This is a genomic window from Ensifer sp. 22521, assembly GCF_052044795.1.
Lineage (GTDB): Bacteria > Pseudomonadota > Alphaproteobacteria > Rhizobiales > Rhizobiaceae > Ensifer.
Genome location: NZ_JBQENM010000081.1, coordinates 1 through 304 on the forward strand (window position 1 = coordinate 1; position 304 = coordinate 304).

The 304-nt window shown below is 56.6% G+C and carries 1 pseudogene; it reads left to right on the forward strand.

Annotated features, from left to right (window positions below):
- Positions 1-25: 25 nt before the first annotated feature.
- A pseudogene (locus ACTJKE_RS36615) lies at positions 26-304 on the forward strand (hydrolase); the annotation flags it as partial.

Consider the following 304-nt stretch of genomic DNA (forward strand, 5'->3'; position numbering starts at 1 on the left):
AACCAGCTCAAAGAGGAGAAAGTCCATGTCCAGCAAACTCGAAGTCCTGACCCCCCAGAACAGCCAGCTGATCTTCATCGACCAGCAGCCACAGATGGCCTTCGGCGTTCAGTCGATCGATCGGCAGGTCCTGAAGAACAACGTCGTCGGTCTCGCCAAGGCCGCAAAGGTCTTCAACATTCCAACGACCATCACCACCGTCGAGACCGGGTCTTTCTCCGGCCACACCTATCCCGAACTGCTCGCCGTCTTCCCGGAAAACGACATTCTCGAACGCACCTCGATGAATTCCTGGGACGATCAG